We start from the raw sequence: 25852 nt of genomic DNA on the forward strand, positions 1-25852 counted from the left end.
GATGGTCCCATGGAACGCAGGTGGGACGGCACCGGAGGGGCCCCGGGGGCGAAACGAACTTCCGGACACGCCGAGCGAAGTCCCGCATTCTGTCACCGGCGCGTGCGAACGTGATGCGTGTCATAGCCGAGGGAGGTTCCCCCTTGTACTGCTCCACCTGCGGTGATGAACGCGTGTTCGAGCAGCCGCCGTGTCCCGACGGGCACGGCGTGGAGTGCCCCGAGCGGGCGTGCACCGAGTGCGGCACGGCCATCCTGGTCGGTCTGCCGCCGGTGACCGCCGCGCCCCGCGCGACCGGTTCCGGCCCGGCCCGCGCGACCGGCGCCGCGCCCGTCCCCGTCCCCGCGTCCGTCCCCTCGACCGCCCCCGCGACCGTCCGGGCGCCCGGCGGCGCCGCCACCGCGCGGGCCGTGGCCTGACCGGCCCGGCCCCCGAGACGAAACCACCTGTGCCGTGCCCGTTTCCCCTCCGCGTCCCCCCGTCGCCGCGCGCGCCGGGGCGCCGCCGCCCCGGCAGCACCGTCCCGCGCCGCCCCGCGGCGCTCCGCCACCTTCCCGCGACCAGGCCGGTCCATCCATGAACCCACCTGCCTTCCAGCGGGCCGTCGACACGCTCCGCGCGTTCCTCGACGGCCCCGCCGTCCGGCCGGAGCTCGACCTGGAGGACATGCCCGCCCCGCAGCGCCTCGCGCCCTACGCGGCGGCCATGTCCGGCAGCGTCTACCGCGACGACGACACCGAGGTCGCCACCGGGCGGCTCATCGTCCTGTACGACCCGGAGGGCAGATCCGGCTGGACGAACGGGTTCCGCGTCGTCGCCTACATCCGCGCCGACCTGGAGCCCGACATCGCCGCCGACGAGCTGATCGGCTCCGTCGCCTGGGACTGGCTGCTCGAGGCGCTGGAGCCCGCCGGGTACGCGAACGTGTCCGGGACGATCACCCGCGCGGTGTCGGAGAGCTTCGGCGACAAGCAGGGCGAGCCGTCCACCACCGAACTGGAGCTGCGCGCCTCGTGGTCGCCGACCGGCGACGACCTCGCCGGCCATGTCGCGGCATGGTGCGAGGTGATGTGCACCACGGCCGGGCTGCCGCCGTCCGGAGTCGCCGCGCTGCCCGACCGGCCCGGCGGCGGAGGGGGTTGACGGCGGGGCGGTCCAGGCGGTTGAAAGACGTACGGTAGGGGGCGTGAGCACAGCGTCCGGAATCGGATCCGGCATCGAGCAGGCGGCGGGGGAGAACACGGAAGCAGTGGGAGTGTCCGAAACGCGCGCCACCGGCCCCCAAGGGGAGTCCGGTGCGGAGGAGACGGCCGTAGATCAGCGGCCCGGGACCGTTCCCGAGCAGGCCGGGGCGGGGCGGGGCCTGCAGCGCACGGAGGACGACACCGGTCCCCCGGCCGTCCCCCTGCTGGAACCGCGCGAGGGCGTCCCGCCGGTGGTCGCGACGGCCGCCGGGCTCGAGCGCGTCATCGCGGCGTTCGCCGCGGGCACCGGTCCGGTGGCGGTCGACGCCGAGCGGGCCTCCGGCTACCGGTACGGGCAGCGCGCGTATCTGATCCAGCTGCGCCGCGCGGGCGCCGGCACGGCGCTGATCGACCCGATCGGCTGCCCCGACCTGTCCGGGCTCGACGCGGCGCTCGCCGACGCCGAGCTGGTGCTGCACGCCGCCAACCAGGACCTGCCGTGCCTGGCCGAGGTCGGGCTCGTCCCGCGCCGGCTGTTCGACACCGAGCTGGCCGGGCGGCTGCTCGGCTACCCGCGGGTCGGGCTCGGCTCCATGGTCGAGAACGTGCTCGGCTTCGTGCTGGAGAAGGGCTACTCGGCGGCCGACTGGTCCACCCGCCCCCTCCCCGAGGACTGGCTCCGCTACGCCGCGCTCGACGTCGAGCTGCTGGTCGAGCTGCGCGACGCCCTGCAGGAGGAGCTGACCGCCGCGGGCAAGCTGGAGTGGGCGCTGGAGGAGTTCGCCGCGATCCTCGCGACGCCGCCGAAGCCGCCGCGCCCCGACCCGTGGCGCCGCACGTCCGGCATCCACCGGGTGCGCAACCGGCGGGCGCTCGCCACCGTCCGCGAGGTGTGGACGGCCCGCGACAAGATCGCCCAGGAGCGCGACCTGTCCCCCGGCCGGGTGCTGCAGGACGCCGCGATCATCGAGCTGGCGCAGCAGGCGCCGAAGACCCCCGCCGAGCTGCAGGCCCTGCCGACCATGCGGGGGCGCGGCGCCCGCCGGCACCAGTCGGCGTGGCTGCGCGCCGTCGCCCGCGCCCGCGAGCTGCCGGACCGGGCGCTGCCGGAGTCGAACCTCCCCGGCGACGGGCCGCCGCCCGCGCACCGCTGGGCCGACCGCGACCCGGAGGCCGCCAAGCGGCTCACCGCCGCCCGCGCGGTCGTCGCCGCGCTCGCCGACGAGCACTCGATGCCGTCGGAGAACCTCGTCCAGCCGGACTCCATCCGGCGGCTGGCGTGGACACCGCCCGCGGAGTCGTCGCCGTCGGCGATCGGCGCCGCGCTCCGCGACCTCGGCGCCCGGAGCTGGCAGGTCGAGCTGACCGCCCAGCCGATCGCCAAGGCGTTCCTCCGGCTGGAGACCAAAGGAGAGCTCTGAGCCACACCCCCGGCCCCTTGCCGGGGGCGGGCGCGCGGGAGCAAACTGGCTTAGGTTAGCTTTGCCTAAAAGACCTGGGCCTTCCGGAGGAGCGCGGCGATGCTACTGGGCAACTTCCTCATCGGACTGCGCGAGGGGCTCGAGGCCGCACTGGTCGTGAGCATCCTGATCGCCTATCTGGTGAAGACCGGCAACCGCCGGGCCCTGCTCCCCGTGTGGGCGGGGATCGGCGCCGCCGTCGCGCTGGCGTTCGCCTTCGGCATCGCGCTGACCGCCGCGTCCTCGGAGATGCAGTTCAAGACGCAGGAGCTGTTCGGCGGCATCCTGTCGATCGTCGCGGTGGGGCTCGTCACCTGGATGGTCTTCTGGATGCGCAAGACCGCCCGGTTCATGAAGGCGGAGCTGGAGGGAAAGCTGGAGGGCGCGCTGGACATCGGGCCGCTCGCGCTCGCCGCCGTCGCGTTCCTCGCCGTGGGGCGCGAGGGCCTGGAGACCGCCCTGTTCCTGTGGACGAACATCTCCAACTCCTCCGAGGGCTCCACCCAGCCGATCATCGGCGCGGTGCTCGGCCTCGCCGTCGCGATCGCGCTCGGCTACCTGCTCTACCGCGGCGGCCTGAAGATCAACCTGCGGCGGTTCTTCACCTGGACGGGCGCCGCGCTCATCGTCGTCGCCGCGGGCGTGTTCGGCTACGGCTTCCACGACCTCCAGGAGGCCGAGGTCTTCCCCGGCCTGAACGCCGTCGCGCTGGAGCCGCACCTGTTCTTCGCCAAGTTCGGCACCGCGGGCGACTGGATGCAGACGGTGTTCCAGGGCGTCCTGAACGTCACCCCGCAGATCACCTGGCTGCAGCTGGTCATGTGGGCGGCGTACCTGGTCCCGGTGATGGCGCTGTTCCTGCGCAACCCGTCGACGCCGCGCCCGGCGCCCGCGGCGGCCACCGAGCCGGCGACGTCCTAGAGGTCGGGGAGCGGGTCGCGGGGCAGGCTGTCCCGGTCGAAGATCTCGGCGTCGGCCGCGTTCACGACCGGCACGTACTCGTCGTCGACCTCGAACACGGCGCCGGCGAACTCGAACGACGCGCCGGCGCCGGTCTCCACCGGCCCGATCCGGGTGCCGCGCGGGTAGCTGCCCCAGACCGTCCTCGGGGTGCTGCGGCTGAGCGGGCCGGTGCTGATCACGGCGACCTGGTCGTCGGTGACGACGAAGATGAACCCGGCGCCGCCGCCGTAGGCCATCGCGGGGAAGATGTAGCGGATCTCGCCGTCGATCCCGAGGAACTCCCGGCAGCGCTCACGGAGCGGACGTGTCACCGGCATGGCTGCGAGGCACCTCCCCCGGGGCGGAACACGGCGATGCCCCAATCATGCACCGGCCCGGCGCGGCGTGGCCAGAGTCAGACCGACGCGAGGGCGGCCGTCGGCGGCAGCCGCGCGGCCCGCACCGCCGGGTACAGCCCGGCGGCCGTGCCGATCACCAGCGTCGCGGCGAGCGCCCCGCCGAGCGCCCAGGCCGGCACGACGGGCGGCCACCCCTTCCACAGCGCGAACCCGGCGGTCACGGCCGCGCCGAGGACCGTCCCGGCCGCGCCGCCGGACACCGACAGCAGCAGCGACTCGGCGAGGAACTGGACGCGGACCTGCCCGCGGGTGGCGCCGAGGGAGCGGCGCAGCCCGATCTCGCGGCGCCGCTCCAGCACCGAGACCACCATCGTGTTCGCGACGCCGACCCCGCCGACCAGCAGCGCGACCGCGCCGAGCCCGAGCAGCAGCCCGGTGAACGCGCCGGTCGCCGCGGCCTTGGCCTCCAGCGCGTCCGAGGGGCGGCTGACCTGGACCTCCTCGGGGCGCTCGGGGTTGACCGTGCGGGCCAGCACGGCCCGGACGTCGTTCACCGACGCGTCCGTGGACCGCTCGTAGACCGTGGTCGGGTGCCCGTCGAAGGCCAGGTGGCGGCGGGCCGCGTCCCAGCCGACGAGTGCGGAGCGGTCGATCTCGGGGGCCAGCTCGGCGGGCCGCAGCACGCCGAGGACGGTGAACCAGCGGCCGCCGATCCACACCCGTCCGCCCGCCCGGTCCATGCCGAGGCGGCGCCCCGCCTCCGCGCCGAGCACGACGCCGGGGTAGCGGGCGGTGCCGGCGTTCAGCCAGGTCCCGCTCGCGGTCTCCGCGCCGAGCGTGCCGAGCAGCCCGGTCGTCGCGGCCTGCACGGCGATGCCCTGGGTGACCTCCGCCGGGATCTTGTCGGTCCGCCGGACGGTGGCGTCCACGGACCCGGTCGCGCCGACCGCCGTGACCGGGCCGATCCGCCGCACCATCTCCGGCGCCGACTCGGGGAGCTGCGCCTTGTCGCCGAACAGGGTGTCGCCGGGCTTGGCGGTGAGCAGGTTGGTGCCGAGCCGGTCGAGCCGCCGCAGCAGGTCCTCCTTGCCGGACGAGGAGATCCCGATGACCGCGACCATCGTCGCGATCCCGATCGCGACGCCGAGCGCGGACAGCACCGCCCGCGCCGGGCGGGCCCGCAGCCCGGCGAGGCCGAGGCGCAGCACGTCGCCGGGGCCGAGCCGCGCGGGCACGAGCGCCGCCCTCACCGCCCCGCCCCCGTCGCCCGCTCGTCCGCGACGATCAGCCCGTCCCGGACCCGGACCCGGCGCGGCGCCGCGGCCGCGACCTCCGCGTCATGGGTGATGATCGCGACGGTGGTGCCGGCCCGGTGCAGCTCGTCCAGCAGGGCGAGCACCTCGGCGCCCGCCGCCGAGTCGAGGTTGCCGGTGGGCTCGTCGGCGAGCAGCAGGTCCGGCTCGCCCGCGACGGCCCGCGCCACCGCGACCCGCTGCTGCTCGCCGCCGGACAGCTCGTGCGGCCGGTGCCCCGTCCGGTGCCCGAGCCCGACGCGGCCGAGCGCGGCCCGCGCCCGCTCCCGCCGCTCCCCCGGCCCGGCGCCGCCGTACAGCAGCCCGTCGGCGACGTTGTCGAGCGCGCTCACGCCCGCCGCCAGGTGGAACTGCTGGAACACGAACCCGATGTGCCGGGCCCGCAGCGCCGACAGCTCCCGGTCGCCGAGGCCCGCGACCTCGTGCCCGGCGACCCGCACCCGTCCCCCGGTCGGCCGGTCCAGCGTCCCGACCATGTGCAGCAGCGTCGACTTGCCCGACCCGGACGGCCCGGCGATCGCGACCAGCTCCCCCGGCGCGATCCGCAGGTCGACGCCCTTCAGCGCCGCGACGCCGCCCGCGTACTCCTTGGTGACCCCGGTCAGCTCGACGATGGGATCGCCCGTCTCCCGCGTGCTCATTCGGCCGGCACCCCGACCTTCATGCCCGCGCGGACACCGTCTCCGCTGATCTCGACCCGTCCGCCGCCGAACGCGCCGACCCGCACGGGCACGAGCCGCCGGTCGGCGGACTCGACACCGAAACCGCCCTCCCGCAGCGCCAGCAGCGCCTCGACCGGCACGGTCAGGACGTCCTCGCGCCGCTCGCTCTCCAGCTCGACGCCGACCGGGGCCTCGTCGAGCCGTCCCGTGCCGGCGCCGCCGATCGAGATGTCGACGCCGACCGTGGTCTTCTTGTCCTGCCCCGTCCCGCTGCTCTGCGCGACCCGGCTCACCTTGGTGATCTTCCCCTTCACCGTCTCTCCGCCGGGCAGCTCCACCGTGACGGCGGCGCCCTCCTTGGCGAGGTCCTGCTTGTCGGCGTCCAGATCGACATGGACGACGCGCCTCGTCCCGGCCACCGTCAGGACCGGCTGCCCCTGCCCGACGCGCTTGCCCTCGGGCGCCTTCACGTCCCGGACGCGAACGGCCCCGTCCAGGAAGACGACCTGCTCAGGGCCGACGGCGCCGGTCACGTCCAGGCCGCGATCGTCCTGCCACTCCTTCACCGCGGCCTCGGTCGCGCCGGTGAACTCGCGGTCCACCGTCATCCCGCCGTACCCGAGCGCCCGCAGGTTCTCTTCGAGCTGCCGGACGTCCTTGCCCGACACGCCGTTCCGCAACGTCCGGTACATGGGGCTGCCGCCGTACATCAGCGTGACCGGCTCGCCCGCCACCTTCAGCAGCGTCCCGCCCCGCTTGACCGCCGCGCCCTGCTCCGGCGCCCACGTCACCACACCGGACACCCCGCTCCACACCTCCCGCACGTCGTCGTAGGTGAGCTTCCCGTCCACCTTCTCGGTGTCGACGAGATCGCCCCGGGTCACGACGGCGGTGCTCAGCGCCGCCGGCGCGCCCTGCGCCTCGCCCCCGCCCGTCGTCCAGGCCAGCGCGCCCCCGCCGCCGGCCACCACCGCGGCGGCGACCCCGCCCGCGACCGCGCGCCTCACCGCCCGGCCCCCGGCAGGTCGGCCTTGCACGCGTCCCGCGCCTTCTCCAGCGCACCGGGGTCGACGTCCCCCTTCGGGAACTCGATCTTCCCGTCGGGCCCCGGGTCCGGGATGTTCACCCCGTGCTCGCGCATGCACTGCGCGAGCTTGACGAACTGGTCGCGCACCTTGGGGTCCTTGAGGTCGGGCATCTTCCCGCCCGCCTGCAACCACTGCCGGCACTTCTCCAGCGCGCCCTCCAGCTTCTTGCGGTCGCTCCCCTTCCCGAACCGCATCGCCTTCTCGTCCGCCGCACCCGGATCGGGGACGTCCACCCCGTTCTCCCGCATGCACTGCGCGAACTTCAGCCGCGCGTCCTCCGGCGACAGCGAGGCACTCGCCGACGCCGAAGCGGACGCCGTCGCCGCCGCACCCCCGGCAGTCGCCACCCCGCCACCGTCGTCACTCCCGCACGCCGCCGGCCCCAGAACCAGCGGCACCGCCAGCCCAGCGGCCCAAACCCGAATCGCCATCACGTCCTCTCCGCCAGGGCCCTGCACCCCAGCGAGAAGCCATGACACCCATCAAGGGGTTAAACCCGCATTAGACGGGTCGGCGGCGGGGGGATTCGTGGGTGGGTGATAAAGGCGGGGGGTGGAGTTTGGGGTTGGTGCACACTACGGATCGTGGTCGGTCGGTCATAATCCCGGCGTGTCCAGTGCGCCGCCGTTGAATGAGGACTTCCGGCTTGTCGAGGCGCTGCAGGCGCAGCGGCCGGGGGCGGTCGGGCATGTCTACAACGTGTACGGGCCCGAGCTGGTCACGTATGCGGAGGGGCTGCTCGGCGACCATGAGCGGGCCGTGGAGGCCGTCCGGGAGGCGCTGGTCGGGCTGCGAGGTACCGATGTGCCGGACGCGGGGACCTTTCGGGACTGGCTGTACGAAGCGGTGCGCGACCGGTGCCGGAGCGCGCCGAGGCGGAAGCGGGGGCTCGTGGTGATCGGGGGCGCTGCCGCTGCTGTTGCGCTGACCGGTGGGATGCTAGCGCTTTTCGAAGCCACGGGACCGGAGGCGAAGCCCTCTGCGGCACCGCCGGTGGCCATGACCACGCCCGAGTCCCCGACGCCTTCGGCGGCGCCGACGCCGGCGTCCGGGGACGAGGTTAATGAGAAGGACGAGCCGAAGCCCACGAAGAAGGCCGCCGAGCCGAAGCGGACGCGCAAGGTGCCGAGCGGGCCGGGGCGGTTGGCGGTGGACGACTCAGGGTGCCGCGGTGTGCGGGCGGCGGGGGTGCCGGCGCGCTGCTACATCCGGCTGACGGCGGTGGGCGGCACGGTTCGGTGGTCGGTTGCGTCGGTGCGGGACACGGCCGGGCGGGTCAGCGCGGGCGGCGCCGGGACGCTCAGGGCGGGCCGGTCCGCGTCGGTGGCGGTGACCGTGCGGCCGACGGTGCTGTGCTATATCGGCGGGCGCGGCAGCGGGACGGTCTCCTTCGCGCCGGGCGGCACGGCCACCGTGACGTACACGTGCTGGCGGCGCTGAGGCTTATCGGGGTTTAACCCCCCGGGCGGGATGCTCGGGGGATGCGTGTTCTGATCGTCGAGGACGAGCGGGTGCTCGCGGACGCCATCGCCGAGGGGCTGCGCGAGGAGGCCATGGCCGTCGACGTCGTGTACGACGGCGACGACGCGCTGGAGCTCGCGTCCTACACCGAGTACGACGTGGTGGTCCTCGACCGGGACCTGCCGACGGTGCACGGCGACGACGTGTGCCGGGAGCTGGTGGAGCGGCGGAGCCGGGGGCGGATCCTGATGCTGACGGCGGCGGGCGACGTCGGCGACCGGGTGGACGGGCTGACGCTCGGCGCGGACGACTACCTGCCGAAGCCGTTCGTGTTCAGCGAGCTGGTCGCGCGGGTGCGGGCGCTGGCGCGCAGGTCGGGGCCGCCGGTGCCGCCGGTGCTGGAGCGGCGGGGCATCCGGCTCGACCCGCACCGGCGCAGGGTGGCGCGGGACGGCCGGGAGCTGCGGCTGACGAGGAAGGAGTTCGCCGTGCTGGAGGAGCTGATGCGCGCCGAGGGCGGGGTGGTGAGCGCCGAGCGGCTGCTCGAGCGGGCGTGGGACGAGAACATCGACCCGTTCAGCAACATCGTCCGGGTCACGATGGCGACGCTGCGCCGCAAGCTCGGGCAGCCGCCGGTGATCGAGACGGTGACCGGCGCCGGGTACCGGCTGGAGGCGCGGTGAAGCGGCTGAGCGTCCGGACGCGGCTGACGCTGGTGTACGGGTCGCTGTTCCTGGTGACGTCGGCGGTGCTGGTCGCGGTGACCTACCTGCTGACCGTCCGGACGATGGACGACCGGTTCTCCGGGCGCGGCGACCTGGACGCGGACACGGTCGTGCGGCTGCGGTCCGTGGCGCTGGACGGCGATCTCAGTCAGCTGGCGGGGCTGAAGGCGGATGCCGACCGGCAGCTGGCGCAGCAGAAGCGGGACGTACTGGAGCAGCTGCTGCAGAGTTCGCTGGTCACGATGCTGGTGCTCGGCGTCCTCGGGGTGGTGATCGGGTACGTGGTGGCCGGGCGGATGCTGCGCCCGCTGCACCGGGTGACGGCGACGGCGCGGCGGCTGTCGGAGAGCACCATGCACGAGCGGATCGCGCTGGACGGCCCGCAGGACGAGATCAAGGACCTGGCCGACACCTTCGACCGGATGCTGGACCGGCTGAACCGCGCGTTCGACGCGCAGCGCCGGTTCGTCGCGAACGCCTCGCACGAGCTGCGGACGCCGCTGACGATCAACCGGACGGTGCTGGAGGTCGCGATGGCGAGCAGGAGGAACCCGCCGGAGACGAAGGCGCTCGCGGAGGTGCTGCTCGGCAACACCGCCCGCCACGAGCGGCTCATCGAGGGGCTGCTGCTGCTCGCCAAGTCCGAGCGGGAGCCGGCCGTCCGGACGGAGTGCCCGCTGCCGGACGTGGTCCGCAGCGCGCTCGACCAGCTCGGCGACCCGGCGGTGGACGTGGAGGCGAGGCTCGCCCCGGCGGCCGTGTCGGGTGATCCGGTCCTGCTGGAGCGGTGCGCGGTGAACCTGCTGGAGAACGCGGTGAAGTACAACGTGCCGGACGGCCGGGTGTGGGTCCGCACGGGCGCCCGGGGCGGCGCGGCGTTCTTGCAGGTCGTGAACACGGGGCCGGCCGTCCCGGCCTACGAGGTGGCGGCGATCTTCGAGCCGTTCCGGCGGCTGCGCGCCGACCGGACGGGGTCGCGGGACGGCGCGGGCCTCGGCCTGTCGATCGTGCGGGCGGTGGTGCGCGCGCACGGCGGCGCGGTGGAGGCCGAGCCGCGCCCGGACGGCGGGCTGTCGGTCACCGTCCGGCTGCCCGCGGCCGCGGCCATTCCACATGCCCCTCCGGAAGCGGCCGCCCCGGCCGGGCGCTGAGCCAGCGGTGCACGACCTTGCCGGTGGCGTTGCGCGGCAGCTCGGGGATGAAGTGCACGTCGCGGGGCACCGCGTACCGGGCGACCTGGGCGTGCACGTAGTCGCGGACGGCGGCGGCGTCGAGCGTGGCGCCGGGGCGGAGCACGATGTAGGCGGCGAGCCGCTGCCCCCACGCCTCGTCGGGGACGCCGGTCACCGCGGCCTCCTGGACCTCGGGGAGCCGGAGCAGCGCCTCCTCCACGTCGTGGGGGACGATGTTCTCGCCGCCGGACACCACCGTCCCGTCGCCGCGGCCGTCCACGAACAGCAGCCCGCGGTGGTCGATGTGGCCGAGGTCGCCGGTGGCGAGGAGGCCGTCGCGGACCTCCATCGGCTCGCCGCCGGTGTACCCCTCGAACAGCAGCTCGTTGGCGGCGAAGATCTGGCCGCGGGTGGAGCGGCCGAGCCGGCGGCCGTCGTCGCCGAGGATGGCGAGCGCGGTGTTGCGCGGCGGCCGCCCGGCGGTGCGCGGGTCGAGCCGCAGGTCGCGCGGGGTGGCGATGGAGACCCAGGACACCTCGGTGGACCCGTAGACGTTGTAGAGCCGGTCGCCGAAGGCGTCCATGAACCGGGTGGCGAGGTCGCCGGACAGCGCGGCGCCGCTCAGCGCGAAGATCCGCAGCGAGGACGTGTCGTACCGGGCGCGGACCTCCGGGGCGAGCTCCAGGATGCGCTGGCACATGACGGGGACGGCGAACACGGTGGCGTCGCCGTGCGCGGTGATGGCGCGCAGCGTCTGCTCGGGGTCGAAGCGGCGGTGCAGCACGACCGGCGCCCGCAGCGCCCAGGCCATCTGCAGCGCGGCGTAGCCCCAGGTGTGGAACAGCGGCGCCTCGACGATCATCGTCTGCCGGGCGCGCAGCGGGATCCGGGACGTCATGGAGGCGAGCGGCCACAGGCCCGGCCGGGGCGGGCGGCGGGCACCTTTGGGGCGTCCGGTGGTGCCGGAGCTGAGCATGATGGTGCGGCTCTGGATCTGCGGCGGCCCGGCCGCCGCGTCGGCGGCGTCCACCGAGGCGATGAGCTCGCCGATGCTCGGGCCCGTGCCGGCGGCGGGGCGGGGCGCGGGGTCGGGGGCGGGACGCGGCGGGGGCGGCGCCGTGGCGAGCGGGACGGGCGCGGCGAGCGGCATGCCGGCCGGGGGGCGGCGGTCGGCCCACAGCACGGTGCGGCGCAGCGCGATGGGGACGTTGCCGAGCAGCGGCGCGAACTCGGCGTCGGCGACGATGAGGGCGGGGCGCAGCTCGCCGAGCACGGCGCGGATCTGGCCGGCGCCGAACCCGGTGTTGAGCAGCACGACCTCGGCGCCGCGCCGGGAGCAGGCGACGAGCGTCAGCGCCATGCCCCGGTGGTTGCGGCACAGCACGCCGACGCGGGGGCGGGGGCCCTGGAGGGGCAGCGCGGCGGCGAGGCGGGCGGCGCGCTCGTCGAGTTCGGCGAACGTGAGCACGCCCTCGTCGTCGATGAGCGCGGGCCGGGACGGGGAGCGGGCGGCGGCCGCGGCGACGAGCCCGGCGAGCGTGGTGCCCCAGTGCCGCAGCGTGCCGAGCTGCCGGACGAGGCGGCGGGGGCCGCCGCCGAAGAGCAGTCCGGTGCGCAGCAGGAGGGCGGTGAGATCGCGGATATGGCCGATCCGCCGGCGCATCCCCGGCCGGTACGCGGGCCTCGCGTGCGTCACCGTGCCTCCTCCCACGTCACGGTACTCACCTGCCAGGGGCCGAACAAGGGCACCGCCGCGTCAGTGGTTACTGACGAGTAGTATTGATGGTTACCAGCGAGTAGCATCGCTGTCGCGGGCACTCGTGCCGCCGTCCAGGCAGGGGCGGCACGAGGCTCGACGACCTTCCGTCATACAGCCCACCGCAGGGAGGACGACCCGTGCCTCGCACCGCACGCGACGTCGTGTTCGTCGACGGCGTCCGCACGCCGTTCGGCAAGGCCGGCCCCAAGGGCCTCTACGCGCAGACCCGCGCCGACGACATGGTCGTCCGCGCGATCCGCGAGCTGATGCGCCGCAACCCGTCCCTCCCGCCCGAGCGGGTGGACGAGGTCGCGATCGCCGCCACCACCCAGACCGGCGACCAGGGCCTGACCATCGGGCGGTCCGCCGCCGTGCTGGCCGGGCTGCCCAAGAGCGTCCCCGGCTACGCGATCGACCGGATGTGCGCGGGCGCGATGACCGCCGTCACCACCTCCGGCGCCGGGATCTCGTTCGGCTCCTACGACGTCGCCATCGCCGGCGGCGTCGAGCACATGGGCCGGCACCCGATGGGCGAGGGCGTCGACCCGAACCCGCGCTTCCTCGCCGACCGGCTCGTCGACCCGTCCGCCCTGGTCATGGGCTCGACGGCGGAGAACCTGCACGACCGGTTCCCCGGCATCACCAAGGAGCGCGCGGACGCCTACGCCATGCGCAGCCAGCAGAAGGTCGCCGCCGCCTACGCGGCCGGGAAGATCCAGCCGGACCTCGTGCCGACCGCGGTCCGCTCCGCCGAGAAGGGGTGGGGGCTCGCCACCGAGGACGAGCCGCCGCGTCCCGGCACCACGCTGGACGACCTCGCCCAGCTCAAGACCCCGTTCCGGGTGCACGGCAACGTCACGGCCGGGAACGCCGCCGGGCTGAACGACGGCGCCACCGCGTGCCTGCTCGCCGCCGAGGACGTCGCCCGCGAGCTCGGCCTCACGCCGAAGATGCGCCTGGTCGACTTCTCGTTCGCCGGCGTGGAGCCGGAGGTGATGGGCGTCGGGCCAGTCCCCGCGACCGAGAAGCTCCTCGCCCGCAACGCGCTGACCATGGACGACATCGGCCTCATCGAGATCAACGAGGCGTTCGCCGTGCAGGTGCTGGCGTTCCTGGAGCACTTCAAGATCGCCGACGACGACCCGAGGGTGAACCCGTGGGGCGGCGCGATCGCGCTCGGCCACCCGCTCGCCTCGTCCGGCGTCCGGCTGATGAACCAGCTCGCGCGCCTGTTCGAGGAGCGTACGGACGTGCGTTACGGACTGACCACGATGTGTGTGGGCATGGGCATGGGCGGAACCGTCCTCTGGGAGAACGTCAACTGGGGGGACAGCAAGTGAGCACTCTTGGGGAAGTCTTCAGCGACGAAGTCGTGACGCACGCGCACGTACGGGACGTGACGCTGCCCTACGCGGCGGGCACGCTCGCGCTCATCACACTGGACAACGGCTTCGACCACACCAAGCCCAACACGTTCGGCCCCAACGGCCTCGCCGAGCTGAACGCCGCCATCGACGAGATCGCCGGGCGCGACGACATCGCGGCCGTCGGCGTCACCGGCAAGCCGTTCATCTTCGCGGTCGGCGCCGACCTGAAGGGCGTCCCGCTCATCGCGAACCGGGAGGACGCCCGGTCCATCGGCAGGCTCGGCCACGACGTGTTCCGGCGGCTGGGCGAGCTGGACGTCCCGTCGTTCGCCTACTACAACGGCGCGGCGATGGGCGGCGGCGTCGAGATCGGCCTGCACTGCACGTACCGGACGATCTCCGCCGGCGTCCCGGCGTTCGCGCTGCCCGAGGCGTTCCTCGGCCTGGTGCCCGGCTGGGGCGGCACGTACCTGCTGCCGAACCTGATCGGCGCGGAGAAGGCGCTCAAGGTCGTCATCGAGAACCCGCTCGCGCAGAACCGGACGCTGAAGGGCGCCCAGGCGTACGAGCTGGGCATCGCGGACGCCCTCTTCGACTCGGCCGACTTCCTGGAGGAGTCGCTCGCCTGGACGGCCCGCGTCCTCAACGGCGACGTCACCGTCACCCGGCCCGAAGTCGACAAGGGCAAGGCGTGGGACGACGCGGTCGCGATGGCCCGCTGGAACGTGGACGGCAAGCTGCACGGCGCCGCCCCGTCCTACACGCGCGCCCTCGACCTCGTCGCCGCCGCCAAGGACCGCACCCGCGACGAGGGCTTCGCCGCCGAGGACGAGGCGCTGGCCGACCTCATCATGAGCGACGAGCTGCGCGCCGGCCTGTACGCGTTCGACCTCACCCAGAAGCGCGCGAAGAGGCCCGCCGGGGCGCCGGACAAGGCCCTCGCCCGCCCGGTCACCAAGGTCGGCGTCGTCGGCGCGGGCCTGATGGCCTCGCAGCTCGCGCTGCTGTTCGCGCGCCGCCTGGAGGTGCCGGTCGTGCTGACCGACCTCGACCAGGAGCGCGTGGACAAGGGCGTCGGCTACGCGCACGGCGAGATCGACAAGCTGCTCGGCAAGGGCCGCGTCACCCCCGACAAGGCGAACCGCCTCAAGGCGCTCATCACCGGCTCGCTGACCAAGGACGCGTTCGCCGACGCCGACTTCGTCATCGAGGCCGTGTTCGAGGAGATGTCGGTCAAGCAGAAGGTGTTCGCCGAGGTCGAGGAGTACGTCTCCCCCGAGTGCGTCCTCGCGACCAACACCTCCTCGCTGTCGGTCACCGAGATGGCGTCCGGGCTGGCGCACCCCGAGCGGGTCGTCGGCTTCCACTTCTTCAACCCGGTCGCGGTGCTGCCGCTGCTGGAGATCGTCCGGGGCGAGCGGACCGGCGACGCCGCGCTCGCCACCGCGTTCGCCACCGGCAAGGCGCTGAAGAAGTCGTGCGTGCTGGTCCAGGACGCCCCGGCGTTCGTGGTCAACCGCGTCCTGCTGCGGCTGCTCGCCGAGATCGTCAAGGCGGTGGACGAGGGCACGCCGATCGAGGTCGCCGAGCGCGCCGCGGCGCCGCTCGGGCTGCCGATGCCGCCGTTCGTGCTGATGGGGCTGGTCGGCCCGGCGATCGCGCTGCACGTCAACGAGACCCTGCACGGCGCGTTCCCGGACCGGTTCCCGCTGTCGGGCAACCTCGCGGCGATGGTCGCGGCCGGCAAGTCCGGCGTGTACCGGCCGGACTTCTCCCTCGACCCCGAGGTCGTGGAGATCTTCGCGGGCGGGACGAGCCCGTCCACCGAGGAGCAGGTGCTCGACCGGGCGCTGGCCGCGCTCGCCGACGAGATCCGCGTCATGCTGGACGAGGGCGTCGTCGCGGCCCCGCAGGACATCGACCTGTGCATGATCCTCGGCGCCGGCTGGCCGTTCCACCTCGGCGGCATCACCCCGTACCTGGACCGGTCGGGCGTCGCCGAGCGGGTGACCGGCCGCCGGTTCCTGGAGCCGGGGGTCGCCTCGCTGCCCGCCTGACCCGGCCGCGGCCCGCACCCGCCGCACCCGAGGGAAGAGGCGTTCCGAGCCGCGTTCGGAACGCCTCTTTTCCGGCATTTCCGCACGTCACGGGCGTGCTCGCGTTTCGGCTGATCATAACCCGCGCACATATGGGCATACGGCCAACGGCCGCACCGGACGCCCGTGCCGGACGGCGCGGCCGCGACGAGCACGAGGCGAGGCGGAGGGTGCCGAGGATGAACCTGCTGCGCACGAAGTCGGTCGAGCAGTCGATCCGGGACACCGAGGAGCCCGCGCACCGGCTCCGGCGGGCCCTGTCGGCGCTCGACCTCACCGTCTTCGGCGTCGGCGTGATCATCGGGACCGGCATCTTCGTGCTGACCGGGCAGGTCGCCCGGGACAAGGCCGGCCCGGCGGTCGCGCTGTCGTTCATCCTCGCCGCGGTCGTGTGCGGGCTCGCGGCGCTCTGCTACGCCGAGTTCGCCTCCACCGTCCCGGTCGCGGGCTCCGCCTACACCTTCTCCTACGCCACCATCGGGGAGTTCCCCGCCTGGATCATCGGCTGGGACCTCATCCTGGAGATGGCGCTCGGCGCGGCGGTGGTGTCGGTCGGCTGGTCCGGCTACTTCGCCTCGCTGCTGGACGACATGGGCGTCACGATCCCCGCGTCGCTCGCCGCCCCGCCGGGCGAGGGCGGCACGGTGAACGTCCCCGCCATCGCCCTCGTGGCCGTGGTGACCGTGCTGCTCGTCGCCGGCATCAAGATCTCCTCGCGGGTGAACGCGGTGGTCGTCGCGGTCAAGGTGTCGATCGTGCTGCTGGTCATCTTCGCCGGGCTGTTCTTCGTCAAGCGCTCCAACTACGAGCCCTTCATCCCCCCGTCCAAGCCGACGCCGGAGGGGAGCGGCCTCACCGCGCCGCTGATGCAGGTGCTGTTCGGCTTCACGCCGAGCAGCTTCGGCTGGCTCGGCATCTTCGCCGCCATCGCGATCGTCTTCTTCGCCTACATCGGCTTCGACATCGTCGCCACCGCCGCCGAGGAGGCCCGCCACCCGCAGCGGGACGTCCCCATCGGGCTCATCGGGTCCCTCGTCATCACCGCGGTCCTGTACGCCGCCGTGTCGATCGTCGTCGCCGGCATGCAGCACTACAGCGAGCTGAGCACCGCCGCGCCGCTCGCCGACGCGTTCAAGTCCGTCGGGCACCCGGTGTTCGCCACCATCATCGACGTCGGCGCCGTCATCGGCCTCACCAGCGTCGTGCTGATCCTGCTGCTCGGGCAGAGCCGCATCTTCTTCGCGATGGGACGGGACGGCCTCACGCCGCCGTGGCTCTCCGCCGTCCACCCGCGGTTCGGCACCCCCTACCGCTCGACGATCATGATGGGGGCCGTCGTCGCGGTGCTCGCCGGGTTCATCCCGCTCGCCAAGCTCGCCGAGCTGGTCAACATCGGCACCCTGTTCGCGTTCCTCATCGTCTCGGTCGCCGTGGTGGTGCTGCGCCGCACCCGCCCCGACCTGCCCCGCGCCTTCCGCACGCCGTGGGTCCCGCTCGTCCCGATCCTGTCGGTGCTCGGCTGCCTGTTCGTGATGATCAACCTGCCGGTGGACACGTGGCTGCGGTTCCTCGCCTGGATGGTGATCGGCGTCGTCCTCTACGGGCTCTACGGGTACCGGCACAGCCGGGTCGGCCGCGCGGAGGAAATCTCCGCCAAGTCCTGAGAAGCCGCCGCGTTCCGCCCTACGATCTTGGGGACCGGCGACCCGCGACCCCCGCACGGACGGTGACGGCACATGGCAGGCGAGCTCTCGGACCGGATCGACTCCACCCGGCCGCACTCGGCCCGGGTCTGGGACCACTGGCTCGGCGGCAAGGACAACTACGAGGTCGACCGCGAGCTCGGCGATCAGATCGCCGCCGCGAACCCGCACGTCGTCGCGATGGTCCGCGCCGACCGCACGTTCATGCGGCGCTCGGTGACCTTCCTCGCCGAGCAGGGCGTCGACCAGTTCCTCGACATCGGCACCGGGCTGCCGACGGAGCCGAACGTCCACCAGGTCGCGCAGGCGGTGCTGCCCGGCGCCCGCGTCGTCTACGCCGACAACGACCCGGTCGTCCTCGCGCACGCCCGCGCGCTGCTGAGCTCCGGCCCGAACGGCGCCACCGCCTACCTGGACGCCGACCTCCGCGAGCCCGGCCGGATCCTCGCCGACGCGGCCGCCACCCTCGACCTCGGCCGCCCGGTCGCCATCACGCTGATGAGCCTCATGCACTTCGTCACCGACGCCGGCGACGCCCGCGCGATCCTGTGGCGGCTGCTCGACGCCGTCCCGTCCGGGAGCTGGCTGGCCTTCACCCACGCCACCGCCGAACTCGGCGGCCCGCGGGTGCGGGAGGCGTTCCGGATGTGGAACGAGAACGCCGTCCAGAAGGCGCGCCCCCGCGACCGCGACGAGGTCCTGGCGCTGATCGACGGCCTCGACCTCGTCGAGCCGGGGCTCGTCTCACCGCCGCAATGGCGGCCGGACGGGGACGGCACCGGCGAACCGCGCGAAGTGCCCATGTGGGCGGGGGTCGCGCGCAAACCGTGACGCGCCGGGCCCGTGACGGGGGTCACGGTGTCATTTCGCCCGCCGGGTAGGCACAATGACGGCCATGGCTTCTCCAGTGCTCGTCGCGGTGATCGGATCCGGCCCGGCGGGGATCTACGCCGCCGAGGCCCTCGTCAAGCAGGCCGACGGGGACGTCCGGGTGGACGTGTTCGACCGGCTGCCGACCCCGTACGGCCTGGTCCGCTACGGCGTCGCGCCCGACCACACGTCGATCAAGTCGATCGCCAAGTACCTGCAGCGGGTCCTGGAGAACCCGGCCGTCCGGTTCTTCGGCTGCGTCGAGCTGGGCCGCGACATCACCCGCGCCGACCTGCTCGGCTGCTACGACGCCGTCGTCTACGCGACCGGCGCCATGGTCGACCGGCACATGCGGATCCCCGGCGAGGACCTGCCCGGCAGCATCGCCGCCACCGACTTCGTCAACTGGTACTGCGGGCACCCCGACGCCGCCGACCACGAGTTCGACCTGTCGGTGGAGGAGGTCGCGGTGGTCGGCGTCGGCAACGTCGCCGTCGACGTCGTCCGCATCCTCGCCAAGACCGCCGAGGAGCTGCGCGACACCGACGTCCCCGAGCAGGTCATCGAGGCGCTGTCGCGCAGCCGGGTCAAGAGGATCCACATGATCGGGCGGCGCGGGCCCGCGCAGGCGAAGTTCACCACCAAGGAGGCCCGCGAGCTGGGCGAGCTGCCGCACGCGAGCATCCACGTCCGCCCCGAGGACATGGAGCTCGACCCGGCGAGCGCCGAGCTGGCCGCGAGCGACCGCAAGACCGGCGGCAACGTCAAGGTCCTCAACGGCTGGACGGGCGAGCCCGCCCCCGGCCGCGCCCGCCACATCGACGTCCGGTTCTGGCGCGCGCCCGCCGAGATCATCGGCACCGGCCGCGTCGAGGGCCTGAAGCTGGAGCGGACCCGGCTGGACGAGTCGGGCCGCGTCACCGGCACCGGCGAGTACGAGACGCTGCCGGTCGGCCTGGTGCTGCGGTCGGTCGGCTACCAGAGCGTCCCGCTCACCGGCGTCCCGTTCGACGAGCGCTCCCACGTCGTCCCGAACGACGGCGGCCGGATCCTCGGCCCGGACGGCGCGCCGGTCCCCCGCGAGTACGTCGCCGGCTGGATCAAGCGCGGGCCGTCCGGGGTCGTCGGCACCAACAAGTCCGACGCCGCCGAGACCGTCCGCAACCTGCTCGCCGACCTCGCCGGCACCGAGCCGGAGCGCAAGCACACCATCGAGGAGCTACTGGAGTCGCGGGGGCTGCCCGTCGTCACCTACGCCGACTGGCTGAAGCTCGACGCCGCCGAGATCGCGCTCGCGCGCAGCCTCGACCGCGGCGAACGGGTCAAGCTGGCCCGCTGGGAGGCGATGACGTCGGCGTGCCGCGGCGGCGACTGACCGCCCGCCGCATCCGGCCGCGCCGCGAATTCCCGCCGGGAAAGTAGTGACGGGCATGTGACCCGGGCGCTACGGTGCGGCGTGTGACCGGCGGTCCAGAACTGTACGGGTTCCCCCCACCCGAGACGGTCCCCGACCTCAGGTGGCTGGGCCCCGACTACGTGTCCGTACTCGTGTACGACCTGACACAGGGACTCCTGCGCCAGGACCCGCGCACGTCCGTCATGGGCGTGCGCTGCGAGGGCGAGCCCCGGCTCGCGCCCTCGGTCGACCCCGCCGGCGTGATCCGCGCGCACGACGCCTGCTTCCCGCTGCAGGTGTTCGTCCAGGACGGGGCCGGGCGCCCGTGGCGGCTGCGCGGGCGATGGACGTACTCGGGACGCGAACTCGGCACGTCCGCCGCGTCCATCACCCACTTCTGGCAGCTGCTGTCGGCCGACGGGGTCTAGCGCCCGCCGGTCAGGGCTTCTCCTTCGACCCCTCGGACGCGGACGCCCCGGACGCCTCCGACGCCTCGGCGGTCTCGGCCTCCGTGGAGGTGATGCGGGCCACCGACTCGGTGATGTCGCGGGCGAGCGCCTGCGGCGTCAGGCCGATGTCGGCGAGGATCTCGCCGCGCGAGGCGTGGTCGAGGAACTCCTGCGGGATGCCGAACGTGCGGATCGGGACGTCGGCCTCGGCGTCGCGCAGCAGCCGGGCGACGGCGTCGCCGACGGCGCCGGTGCGGCCGTTGTCCTCGGCGACGGCGACGAGCGCGTGGTCGCGGGCGAGGTCGAGCAGCGCCGGGTCGAGCGGCTTCACCCAGCGCGGGTCGACCACGGTGACGCCGATGCCCTGCGCGGCGATCAGCGCGGCGGCCTCCACCGCGGGCGTCGCCATCGAGCCCGCCGCGACCAGCAGGACGCGGGTGCCGTTGGAGCCGTCGTGGCGGGCCAGCACGTCCATCCCGCCGGCCGTGCCGATCGCCTCGATGTCGGCCGCCGCCGGGCCCTTGGGGTAGCGGATCGCGGTCGGCCCGTCGGACACGGCGACGCACTCGCGCAGCAGCTCGCGCAGCCGCGCCCCGTCGCGCGGGACGGCGACGCGCAGGCCCGGCACGATCTGCAGGATCGACATGTCCCACATGCCGTTGTGGCTGGCGCCGTCGTCGCCGGTCACACCGGAGCGGTCCAACGCGAACGTGACCGGCTGCTTGTGCAGCGCCGCGTCCATCAGGACCTGGTCGAACGCGCGGTTCAGGAACGTCGCGTACACCGCCACGACCGGGTGGAGACCGCCCATGGCGAGACCGGTGGCGGAGGTGACGGCGTGCTGCTCGGCGATGCCGACGTCGAAGACGCGGTCGGGGAACGCCTCGGCGAACGGCGCGAGCCCGGTCGGGTGGAGCATCGCGGCGGTGACGCCGACGACGTCGCGGCGCTCCCGGCCGATCGCGACCATCTCCTCGCCGAAGATCTTCGTCCAGGCGGGGCCGCTCTTCTTGGTGACGAACTTGCCGGTGGCGGGGTCGAACGCGCCGCCGCCGTGCATGCAGTCCTCGGTGTCGTTCTCGGCGGGTGCGTAGCCGCGGCCCTTGGTGGTGATGCAGTGCACGATGACCGGGCGGCCGAACCCGCGGGCGCGGCGCAGGGCGCGCTCGACGGCGTCCTCGTCGTGGCCGTCGATCGGGCCGACGTACTTCATGCCGAGGTCCTCGAACATGGCCTGCGGCTGCAGGACGTCCTTGAGGCCCTTCTTGATGCCGTGCAGCGCCTCGTAGGCGACGGTGCCGACGACGGGCGCGCGCGGCACCGTCTTCTTGATGAGGTCGAGGGCGTTCTCGTAGCCCTGGGTGACGCGCAGGTCGGCGAGGTGGGACGCGAGGCCGCCGATGGTCGGCGAGTAGGACCGGCCGTTGTCGTTGACGACGATGATGACCGGGCGGTCGACGCCGGCGGCGATGTTGTTGAGCGCCTCCCAGCACATGCCGCCGGTCAGCGCGCCGTCACCGACGACCGCGACCACGGCGCGGTCGTCCTCGCCGCGCAGCTGGAACGCCTTGGCGAACCCGTCGGCGTACGACAGGGCCGTGGAGGCGTGCGAGTTCTCGATGACGTCGTGCTCGGACTCGGCCCGGCTCGGGTAGCCGGACAGGCCGCCGCGCTTGCGCAGCAGCTCGAAGTCGTGCCGCCCGGTGAGCATCTTGTGCACGTAGGACTGGTGCCCCGTGTCGAAGAGGATCTTGTCGTGCGGCGAGTCGAAGACGCGGTGCAGCGCGATCGTCAGCTCGACCGCGCCCAGGTTGGGCCCCAGGTGCCCGCCGGTCTTGGAGACCGCCTGGACGAGGAACTCGCGGATCTCCTCCGCGAGCCGAGGCAGCTGACCGGCGTCCAGTCGTTTGAGGTCGTCGGGACCTGTGATCGACTCCAGCAGGCTCACTCGTTTCAACTCCTCCGTCGGGGATCGGGTCTCCCCTCGCTCGGGCCGTTCCGAGTTTAATCCCGGTTCGCCCGCGACGCGCCGCGCCCCGCCCGCGCGGCGGGTGCGAAAAGACTGACCCCCGCGGCAGGGATGGGGTAGGAGTAGAGCATGGCCGTCGAAGAGATCGTGCTGCTCAACGCGGATGACGAAGCCGTCGGAACCGCTCCGAAGAGCTCCAGTCACCACGAGAACACGCCCTACCATCTGGCTTTCTCCTGCTATGTGGTGGATACGGAAGGTCGTGTCCTGATCACTCAGCGCGCCCTGGACAAGCGCACCTTCCCCGGTGTCTGGACGGGCAGCTGCTGCGGCCATCCCGGCCCCGGCGAGAAGCTGCGCGACGCCGTGCTGCGGCGGCTGCGCGACGAGCTCGGCATGCCGGAGGCGGCGCTGACGTCCGTGCTGCCGCGGTTCCAGTACCGGGCCGTCGCCGCGGACGGGACCGTCGAGCACGAGCGGTGCCCCGTCGTGCGCGCCGTCGTCGCGGCGGGCGGGCCGCTGCGGCGCAACCCCGACGAGGTCGAGTCGGCCGAGTGGTGGACGTGGCAGCAGTGCCTCGACCTCGCCGGGCGCCCCGAGTCCTCGCCCTGGTACCGGCTGCAGCTCGCCGAGCTGGCGCCGCTCGGCGCCCCGCTCGACTGGCCCGACGCGGGGCCGGCCGACCTGCCGCCGGCCCTTCCCTGGTAGGCCGTCCGGCGGCCCGCCGGGCGGTCCGCGGCGCCCGTTCTCACCGCGCATCACCTCTTGATCACTTTTCCGTCCCACGTGTTGACCCGTGCGACGTCCGAACGGACGCTGGCCTCCCCGGGGTAACCGAAGGGACGGACGATGCGAGTACGTGCTTTCCGGAGCCGCTGGACGGTGTTCGCGGCCGTGGCGATGACCGGTGCCCTCGCCATGTCGGGCTGCGGCGGCGACGACGGCGGCGGATCGAAGAACGACAAGTCCGAGGTCGAGGTCTTCTCCTGGTGGACCGGTCCAGGCGAGGCCGACGGGCTGCAGGCCATGCAGGCCGACTTCGAGAAGAGGAATCCCGGTACCAAGTTCGTCAACGCGGCCATCGCCGGCGGGTCGGGCACGCAGGCCAAGGCCGTCCTGGCGAGCCGGCTGCAGAACCGCAAGCCGCCAGACTCCTTCCAGGGCCACGCGGGCGCGGAGCTGCTCGACTACATCAAGGCCGGGCAGATCGAGCCGCTGGACGACTTCTACCAGCAGAACAACCTGAAGTCGGTGTACCCGAAGCAGCTCCTCGACCAGATCACCTACAAGGGGCACATCTACTCGGTGCCGGTGAACATCCACCGGTCCAACGTGCTCTGGTACAACCCCGACATCCTGAAGGACGCCGGGGTGGCCGGCCCGCCGACGTCGATCCCCGAGTTCATCACCGCGCTGAAGGCCGTCAAGGACAAGACGAAGAAGGTGCCGCTGTCGCTTGGCGCGCAGTGGACGGCCGACCACCTGCTGGAGAACGTCCTGCTCGGCAGCCTCGGCACCGACGCCTACAACGCGCTGTGGCAGCCGGGCGCGGACTGGGGCACCCCGGCGGTCGCCAAGGCGCTGAACGAGTTCGGCGAGATCATGAAGTACACGACGCTGGAGGCCGCGTCCACCGACTGGCAGGGCGCCGCGAAGGCCGTCGTGGACGACAAGGCCGCGTTCAACATCATGGGCGACTGGGCGTACGGGTACTTCGTCGGCGCCGCGCCGAACGGGCTCGGCAAGAAGCTCGACACCGACTTCAAGTTCGCGGCGGCGCCGGGCACCGAGGGCACCTACATGTGGCTGTCGGACAGCTTCACCCTGCCCAAGGGCGCGCCGCACCGCGCGGGCGCGGAGGCGTGGCTGAAGGAGGTGTCCAGCAAGGAGGGGCAGGACCTCTTCAACCCGAAGAAGGGCTCCATCCCCGCCCGTAAGGACGCCGACAAGAGCCTCTACACCGGCTACCTGCAGACGGCGTTCGAGGAGTGGAACAACCCGCAGACCAAGCTCGCGGGCTCGTTCTGGCACGGCGTGAACGCCAACAACAAGTGGCACACCGACATCGACACCGCGATCGGCCTGTTCCTGCAGAACCGGGACGTGGCCAAGCTCCAGCAGGGGCTGGTGAGCGCGGCCAAGAACAGCGGACAGTGACCGCCTCGGAAGAGGGCCTGAAAGCAGCGGACCCCGGTCGCCGGGACGCGTCTGAGGAGCATCGCTCGTCGTTCCTCAGACGCGCCCGCCGATGGCTGCCGGGGCTGCTGCTGGTCTCGCCGTCCATCGTCGCGATCGGCCTGTTCGTCTACGGGCTGCTGTTCTGGAACACCCGGGTCGCGCTGAGCGGCAAGCACGACGAGGTCTCCGAGTACGGGTTCGACAAGGGAAAGAACTTCGTCGACCTGTGGGACCAGCCGAGCTGGCCCGGCGCGGTGAAGCACGCGCTGCTGTTCACGGCCGTGTTCGTCGTCGGCGCCCTGCTGCTCGGCGCGTTCCTGGCGTTCCTCATGGACAAGGGCATCCGCGCGGAGGCGGGCTTCCGCGTGGTGTACCTGTTCCCGATGGCGGTGTCGTTCATCGCGAGCGGCGTCGTGTGGCGGTGGCTGATGAACCCGGCGCCACCCGAGCGCGCCGTCGGCTTCAACCAGCTGTTCGACAAGCTGCATCTCGGGTTCCTGGCGAACGACTGGTGGCAGAACCCGGACTGGGGCATGGCGGCGATGGCCCTCCCCGCCGTCTGGCAGATGTCCGGGTACGTCATGGCGCTGTACCTGGCCGGGTTCCGCAGCGTCCCGGAGGACCTGCGGGAGGCGGCGCGGGTGGACGGCGCGTCCGAGTGGAAGGTGTACCGGTACGTGGTGTTCCCGCAGCTCCGCCCGGTGACGCTGTCCGCGCTGATCATCCTCGGGCACATCTCGCTGAAGGTGTTCGACCTGATCATGGCGATCGCGGGCAAGCAGATCATCACCTACGTGCCGGCGATCGCCACCTACGTGGAGATCTTCGACCGGCACGACCCGGCCAACGGCGCCACCATCGCCACCTACATGCTGGTCGCGGTCGCGGTGCTGGTGATCCCGTACCTGGTCTGGTCGGTGCGCTCGGAGCGGACCCGATGACCGCCGCGGGCGCGCCGGGCCGCCGCTCGTCCGGGGCAGTGCAAGCGGTGAAGCTGGCCGTCCTGCTGGCGTTCGTGCTGCTGTTCCTCATCCCGGTCTACGTGCTGGTGGTCACGAGCTTCAAGCCGCTGGACGAGGCCGACCCGAGCAGCGCGTGGAGCCTGCCGAGCCACTGGAGCACCTCCGGCTGGGGCGCGGCCTGGGACGCGCTGAGGCCCGGCCTGGAGAACAGCGTCAAGATCGCCGTGACCGGTTCGCTGATCTCGGCGGTGCTGGGCTCGCTGAACGGCTACGTGCTGTCCAAGTGGCGGTTCCCGGGCGCGGACGTCGTGTTCACGCTGTTCCTGTTCGGCATGTTCATCCCCTACCAGGCGGTCATGATCCCGCTGGCGGGCCTGCTGACGGACATGGAGCTGGCGGGCACGATCCGCGGGCTCGTCCTCGCGCACGTCGTGTACGGCATCCCGATCTGCACGCTCATCTTCCGGAACTACTACGTCACGATCCCGGACGAGCTGATCGAGGCGTCGCGCGTGGACGGCGCCGGCATGCTGCGCACGTACTGGTCGGTGGTGCTGCCGGTGTCGGCGCCCGCGTTCGCGGTGACGCTGATCTGGCAGTTCACCTCGATGTGGAACGACTTCCTGTTCGCGGTGTTCCTCGGCGCCCCCGACAGCTGGCCGGTCACGGTGATGCTGAACAACACCGCGGGCTCGGGCGCGGTCGCCGTCCAGTACAACCAGCAGATGGCCTCGGCT

The 25852-nt window shown here is 73.1% G+C and carries 24 protein-coding genes; 17 read left to right on the top strand and 7 right to left on the bottom strand.

From position 1 onward, the window contains the following. Positions 1–143 precede the first annotated feature (143 nt). From AB0K34_RS12375 to efeU, 4 genes are all read left to right on the top strand, one after another. Positions 144–419 carry a hypothetical protein gene (locus tag AB0K34_RS12375; protein ID WP_301177461.1) on the top strand — a complete coding sequence of 92 codons (276 nt, stop codon included), beginning with the start codon at positions 144–146 and terminating at the stop codon, positions 417–419. 157 nt (positions 420–576) lie between these two features. Continuing rightward, the gene (locus tag AB0K34_RS12380) at positions 577–1143 is read left to right on the top strand and encodes a DUF3000 domain-containing protein (RefSeq protein ID WP_138641947.1); all 567 of its coding nucleotides are present in this window, start codon (positions 577–579) and stop codon (positions 1141–1143) included. Between the two features lie 220 nt (positions 1144–1363). Beyond that, entirely contained in the window at positions 1364–2605 is a 1242-nt protein-coding gene (locus AB0K34_RS12385; RefSeq protein WP_138641949.1) for a ribonuclease D, read from the top strand. Between the two features lie 99 nt (positions 2606–2704). Then, the gene (efeU, locus tag AB0K34_RS12390; RefSeq protein ID WP_138641946.1) at positions 2705–3565 is read left to right on the top strand and encodes an iron uptake transporter permease EfeU; all 861 of its coding nucleotides are present in this window, start codon (positions 2705–2707) and stop codon (positions 3563–3565) included. On the opposite strand, the gene AB0K34_RS12395 is transcribed toward efeU, so the two are convergent. The 5 genes from AB0K34_RS12395 to AB0K34_RS12415 all read right to left on the bottom strand — a co-directional run bounded on the left by AB0K34_RS12395 (position 3562) and on the right by AB0K34_RS12415 (position 7355). Continuing rightward, positions 3562–3924: a hypothetical protein gene (locus tag AB0K34_RS12395; RefSeq protein WP_138641945.1), complete on the bottom strand. Its 363-nt coding sequence runs from the start codon at positions 3922–3924 to the stop codon at positions 3562–3564. The genes efeU and AB0K34_RS12395 overlap by 4 nt on opposite strands. Before the next feature lie 77 nt (positions 3925–4001). Next, entirely contained in the window at positions 4002–5195 is a 1194-nt protein-coding gene (locus tag AB0K34_RS12400) for an ABC transporter permease (RefSeq protein WP_138641948.1), read from the bottom strand. Continuing rightward, a complete protein-coding gene (locus tag AB0K34_RS12405) occupies positions 5192–5899 on the bottom strand; it encodes an ABC transporter ATP-binding protein (protein ID WP_301177462.1) in 708 nt (235 codons plus the stop codon). The genes AB0K34_RS12400 and AB0K34_RS12405 overlap by 4 nt, the downstream gene beginning before the upstream one ends. Beyond that, on the bottom strand, positions 5896–6927 hold the full coding sequence (locus AB0K34_RS12410) for a peptidoglycan-binding protein (protein ID WP_301177463.1): 1032 nt from the start codon (positions 6925–6927) through the stop codon (positions 5896–5898). The genes AB0K34_RS12405 and AB0K34_RS12410 overlap by 4 nt, the downstream gene beginning before the upstream one ends. Next, on the bottom strand, positions 6924–7355 hold the full coding sequence (locus tag AB0K34_RS12415; RefSeq protein ID WP_301177464.1) for a hypothetical protein: 432 nt from the start codon (positions 7353–7355) through the stop codon (positions 6924–6926). The genes AB0K34_RS12410 and AB0K34_RS12415 overlap by 4 nt, the downstream gene beginning before the upstream one ends. A 262-nt stretch (positions 7356–7617) precedes the next feature. On the opposite strand from AB0K34_RS12415, the gene AB0K34_RS12420 reads away from it, so the two are divergent. From AB0K34_RS12420 to AB0K34_RS12430, 3 genes are read left to right on the top strand one after another with little or no spacing between them, the layout of a single operon-like run. Then, positions 7618–8448: a hypothetical protein gene (locus AB0K34_RS12420; RefSeq protein WP_138638226.1), complete on the top strand. Its 831-nt coding sequence runs from the start codon at positions 7618–7620 to the stop codon at positions 8446–8448. A gap of 41 nt (positions 8449–8489) precedes the next feature. Next, the gene (locus tag AB0K34_RS12425) at positions 8490–9152 is read left to right on the top strand and encodes a response regulator transcription factor (RefSeq protein ID WP_138638225.1); all 663 of its coding nucleotides are present in this window, start codon (positions 8490–8492) and stop codon (positions 9150–9152) included. Beyond that, positions 9149–10345 carry a HAMP domain-containing sensor histidine kinase gene (locus AB0K34_RS12430; RefSeq protein ID WP_240807964.1) on the top strand — a complete coding sequence of 399 codons (1197 nt, stop codon included), beginning with the start codon at positions 9149–9151 and terminating at the stop codon, positions 10343–10345. The genes AB0K34_RS12425 and AB0K34_RS12430 overlap by 4 nt, the downstream gene beginning before the upstream one ends. Here the strand turns inward: AB0K34_RS12430 and AB0K34_RS12435 are convergent. Further along, positions 10272–12062, bottom strand: coding sequence for an AMP-binding protein (locus AB0K34_RS12435; RefSeq protein WP_364547835.1), 1791 nt, complete (start codon positions 12060–12062; stop codon positions 10272–10274). The two genes, AB0K34_RS12430 and AB0K34_RS12435, sit on opposite strands and share 74 nt — an antisense overlap. Before the next feature lie 200 nt (positions 12063–12262). On the opposite strand from AB0K34_RS12435, the gene AB0K34_RS12440 reads away from it, so the two are divergent. The 6 genes from AB0K34_RS12440 to AB0K34_RS12465 all read left to right on the top strand — a co-directional run bounded on the left by AB0K34_RS12440 (position 12263) and on the right by AB0K34_RS12465 (position 19985). Continuing rightward, on the top strand, positions 12263–13465 hold the full coding sequence (locus AB0K34_RS12440; RefSeq protein ID WP_301174313.1) for a thiolase family protein: 1203 nt from the start codon (positions 12263–12265) through the stop codon (positions 13463–13465). Beyond that, positions 13462–15549, top strand: a complete 2088-nt coding sequence (locus AB0K34_RS12445; RefSeq protein WP_301174312.1) for a 3-hydroxyacyl-CoA dehydrogenase NAD-binding domain-containing protein — start codon at positions 13462–13464, stop codon at positions 15547–15549. The genes AB0K34_RS12440 and AB0K34_RS12445 overlap by 4 nt, the downstream gene beginning before the upstream one ends. A 218-nt stretch (positions 15550–15767) precedes the next feature. Beyond that, positions 15768–17252, top strand: a complete 1485-nt coding sequence (locus tag AB0K34_RS12450; RefSeq protein WP_138638223.1) for an amino acid permease — start codon at positions 15768–15770, stop codon at positions 17250–17252. 72 nt (positions 17253–17324) lie between these two features. After that, the gene (locus tag AB0K34_RS12455; protein WP_138638222.1) at positions 17325–18122 is read left to right on the top strand and encodes an SAM-dependent methyltransferase; all 798 of its coding nucleotides are present in this window, start codon (positions 17325–17327) and stop codon (positions 18120–18122) included. A gap of 55 nt (positions 18123–18177) precedes the next feature. Continuing rightward, positions 18178–19536, top strand: coding sequence for an FAD-dependent oxidoreductase (locus AB0K34_RS12460; RefSeq protein ID WP_138638221.1), 1359 nt, complete (start codon positions 18178–18180; stop codon positions 19534–19536). Between the two features lie 83 nt (positions 19537–19619). Next, the gene (locus AB0K34_RS12465; protein WP_138638220.1) at positions 19620–19985 is read left to right on the top strand and encodes a hypothetical protein; all 366 of its coding nucleotides are present in this window, start codon (positions 19620–19622) and stop codon (positions 19983–19985) included. 10 nt (positions 19986–19995) lie between these two features. Here the strand turns inward: AB0K34_RS12465 and dxs are convergent, their stop codons facing one another. Beyond that, positions 19996–21954: a 1-deoxy-D-xylulose-5-phosphate synthase gene (gene dxs, locus AB0K34_RS12470; protein ID WP_138638219.1), complete on the bottom strand. Its 1959-nt coding sequence runs from the start codon at positions 21952–21954 to the stop codon at positions 19996–19998. Between the two features lie 150 nt (positions 21955–22104). Between dxs and idi the strand changes: the two genes are divergently transcribed. The 4 genes from idi to AB0K34_RS12490 all read left to right on the top strand — a co-directional run. Next, positions 22105–22683 (top strand): isopentenyl-diphosphate Delta-isomerase, encoded by a 579-nt coding sequence (gene idi, locus AB0K34_RS12475; RefSeq protein ID WP_138638218.1) that lies wholly within the window; start codon positions 22105–22107, stop codon positions 22681–22683. Between the two features lie 141 nt (positions 22684–22824). Continuing rightward, positions 22825–24132, top strand: coding sequence for an ABC transporter substrate-binding protein (locus AB0K34_RS12480; RefSeq protein WP_138638217.1), 1308 nt, complete (start codon positions 22825–22827; stop codon positions 24130–24132). Then, positions 24129–25094, top strand: a complete 966-nt coding sequence (locus tag AB0K34_RS12485; protein ID WP_364547842.1) for a sugar ABC transporter permease — start codon at positions 24129–24131, stop codon at positions 25092–25094. Before AB0K34_RS12480 ends, AB0K34_RS12485 begins: the two co-directional genes overlap by 4 nt. Beyond that, the coding region (locus AB0K34_RS12490) for a carbohydrate ABC transporter permease (RefSeq protein WP_364547845.1) at positions 25091–25852 on the top strand (762 nt) is incomplete at its 3' end. The genes AB0K34_RS12485 and AB0K34_RS12490, both read left to right, overlap by 4 nt.

The sequence above is a fragment of the Actinomadura sp. NPDC049382 genome, from assembly GCF_040677125.1.
Classification (GTDB): Bacteria; Actinomycetota; Actinomycetes; order Streptosporangiales; family Streptosporangiaceae; genus Spirillospora; species Spirillospora geliboluensis.

What these genes read in the sequence shown, in the direction of transcription:
- AB0K34_RS12425 (WP_138638225.1), top strand. Translation starts at nt 8,490, where the DNA reads ATGCGTGTTCTGATCGTCGAGGACGAGCGGGTGCTCGCGGACGCCATC.
- AB0K34_RS12480 (WP_138638217.1), top strand. Translation starts at nt 22,825, where the DNA reads ATGCGAGTACGTGCTTTCCGGAGCCGCTGGACGGTGTTCGCGGCCGTG.
- idi (WP_138638218.1), top strand. Translation starts at nt 22,105, where the DNA reads ATGGCCGTCGAAGAGATCGTGCTGCTCAACGCGGATGACGAAGCCGTC.
- AB0K34_RS12380 (WP_138641947.1), top strand. Translation starts at nt 577, where the DNA reads ATGAACCCACCTGCCTTCCAGCGGGCCGTCGACACGCTCCGCGCGTTC.
- AB0K34_RS12405 (WP_301177462.1), bottom strand. Translation starts at nt 5,899, where the DNA reads ATGAGCACGCGGGAGACGGGCGATCCCATCGTCGAGCTGACCGGGGTC.
- AB0K34_RS12450 (WP_138638223.1), top strand. Translation starts at nt 15,768, where the DNA reads ATGAACCTGCTGCGCACGAAGTCGGTCGAGCAGTCGATCCGGGACACC.
- efeU (WP_138641946.1), top strand. Translation starts at nt 2,705, where the DNA reads ATGCTACTGGGCAACTTCCTCATCGGACTGCGCGAGGGGCTCGAGGCC.
- AB0K34_RS12395 (WP_138641945.1), bottom strand. Translation starts at nt 3,924, where the DNA reads ATGCCGGTGACACGTCCGCTCCGTGAGCGCTGCCGGGAGTTCCTCGGG.
- AB0K34_RS12455 (WP_138638222.1), top strand. Translation starts at nt 17,325, where the DNA reads ATGGCAGGCGAGCTCTCGGACCGGATCGACTCCACCCGGCCGCACTCG.
- AB0K34_RS12460 (WP_138638221.1), top strand. Translation starts at nt 18,178, where the DNA reads ATGACGGCCATGGCTTCTCCAGTGCTCGTCGCGGTGATCGGATCCGGC.